Below are 2,347 nucleotides of genomic sequence, written 5' to 3' on the forward strand. Positions count from 1 at the left end.
CTGGACCAAACCAGCGTGGCCTGCATGACCAAACACTTTTCTGGTGGGGGACCACAGAAAGACGGGGAGGATCCCCATTTTCCATATGGTAAGGAACAAGCCTATCCGGGGGATAATTTTGACTACCATGTCATCCCATTTACGGAAGGGGCATTTCCTGCTAAAACTGCCCAGATAATGCCGTATTACGGCATCCCCGTTGGCCAGACTTCGGAGGATGTGGCCTTTGGCTTTAACAAAGAAATCATCACTGAATTATTACGCGACTCCCTGAAGTTCGATGGGGTGGTGTGCACAGACTGGAACATCATCACCGATTCCCGTATATCTGAAGGCAGGGCCTGGGGAGTTGAAGACCTGAGCTACAAAGAACGGGTAAAAAAGGTTTTGGATGCTGGTTGCGACCAGTTTGGTGGGGAAGCCCTCCCGGAACTTATCGTAGAACTGGTCAACGAAGGTCAGCTTACCGAAAAACGCCTGGATCAGTCGGTAAGACGTGTATTGCTTGATAAATTTCGTCTGGGCTTGTTTGACGATCCCTATGTGGATATAGAAAAAGCGAGATCCCTGGTCGGAAATGAAGAATTCCGCATGGCCGGAAAAGAAGCGCAGGCCAAATCCACCGTATTGCTAAAAAACAGTTCCCTGCTGCCCCTAAAGAAAGGTGCAAAGGTTTTTGTGTCCGGTATGCAGGCACCGGAACACCTGGAGAAGTACGGAACCCTGGCAGACCGTCCGGAAGATGCCGACGTAATTCTAACCCGTTTAACCACACCGTATGACGAACGGGATGAATATTTCATAGAGCAGTTTTTTCATCAGGGTCGCTTGTTTTATTCCGAATCTGAACTCTCAGAAATACTGGGGTTGATTACTCAAAAACCCAGCATTGTTGTTGTGAATTTGGAGCGACCTGCTCTGCTTTCTGAAATAAACAATGAAGCGGAGGCCCTGCTGGCCGATTTCGGAACCAGTGATGAGGTTTTAGCCGACCTGCTTTTCGGGGAAAAAGAACCAGAAGGAAAACTGCCTTTTGAATTACCCTCCAGCTGGGAAGCCGTTCAAAGGCAATTGGAGGATGTTCCTTATGATTCAGAGAATCCCCTCTACCCTTTCGGACACGGTTTGCGTTACTGAAATGAACGCCTAGTATCCTAAAACCACCTGCGGACCATCGTACAATACTGCTTGTATTCCGCTCCGAATTTTTGTTGCAGGTGTTCCTCCTCCGGTTTGATCTGAAAGGCGTTCATATAATACACAAAACCTGCTGCCGTAAGGGTATTGAAGGCATTGCCCAGCCAAAGGCCCCATGCCAGTAGGATCATCAGCAATGCCAGGTACTGGGGATTTCTTGAAAATTGATAAACCCCAGCTGTTATCAAAGTAGAACTCTTATCAGGATGTAAGGGATCTATCGAAGTTTTTGAAGTAAAAAATTGCAATAAGGCTAATGCGGCTATCAATACAGCAGCAATAAGGAGGGCGTACATAAGCCACTCCCTTCCGAAGAAATCAAAGTCGCCAAAAGGTAACCCCTTGCCTGCCAACCACATAATACCTCCAAACAAGAGGAATACAACAACCGGTGGGATCTTGAGTTTCATGGACGAGGTAATAATGGTAGCAAAAATACCGATTTTCGTAAAGGCTGTTGTATCTTCCATCAAAAGGATTTTATACATGAAACTGGTTTTCGCGACTCACAATCAGGGAAAGTTAAGGGAAGTACAGCGCCTCATGCCCAAAACCATTGAGCTTTTGTCCTTAGCGGATATTGCCTGCCATGACGAGATTCCGGAAACCGGGGCAACCTTGGAGGACAATGCACTAGCCAAGGCCCGTTATATCAAAAATCACTATGGTTACGATTGTTTTGCAGACGATACCGGTCTGCTGGTAGATGCCCTGAAAGGGGCGCCGGGGGTGTTTTCAGCGCGGTACGCGGGACCGGGAAAAGATGCCAACCACAATATGGACAAACTTCTTGGTGAAATGGAGGGGATTATGGACAGAACTGCCCGCTTTAAAACGGTTATCGCCCTGATACTGGCAGGAAAAGAAATGCTTTTTACCGGTATAGCAGAGGGAAGCATCACCATTCAAAAACGGGGCTTCCAGGGTTTTGGGTACGATCCGGTCTTTATTCCCGAGGGGGATACCCGAACGTTTGCAGAAATGTCGATTTCCGAAAAAAATGAAGTGAGTCATCGGGCAAAAGCCCTGGCAGCACTGGTTAATTATCTCAACACCTATTCCGGGGGTAATTAAAAAGAAATCAGCAAACAAGCGATAAACCCGGTAATTAAGGGTACCTTTGCCCCCTCTTTAAACAAGCGCTGTACTT

General features: G+C 47.3%; 3 protein-coding genes. 2 read left to right on the top strand and 1 reads right to left on the bottom strand.

The genetic code is table 11. The features are described from left to right. On the top strand, positions 1 to 1,137 hold a 1,137-nt coding region (locus AC4E7D_RS14040), incomplete at its 5' end, for a glycoside hydrolase family 3 C-terminal domain-containing protein (protein WP_490174404.1). Positions 1,138 to 1,154: 17 nt separating this feature from the next. Here the strand turns inward: AC4E7D_RS14040 and AC4E7D_RS14045 are convergent. Further along, positions 1,155 to 1,685: a methyltransferase family protein gene (locus tag AC4E7D_RS14045; RefSeq protein ID WP_490174405.1), complete on the bottom strand. Its 531-nt coding sequence runs from the start codon at positions 1,683 to 1,685 to the stop codon at positions 1,155 to 1,157. Here AC4E7D_RS14045 and AC4E7D_RS14050 point away from each other — a divergent pair. Further along, positions 1,684 to 2,271, top strand: a complete 588-nt coding sequence (locus AC4E7D_RS14050; protein WP_490174406.1) for a non-canonical purine NTP diphosphatase — start codon at positions 1,684 to 1,686, stop codon at positions 2,269 to 2,271. The two genes, AC4E7D_RS14045 and AC4E7D_RS14050, sit on opposite strands and share 2 nt — an antisense overlap. The last annotated feature ends 76 nt before the right edge of the window (positions 2,272 to 2,347 follow it).

Source organism: Lentiprolixibacter sp., assembly GCF_982873095.1.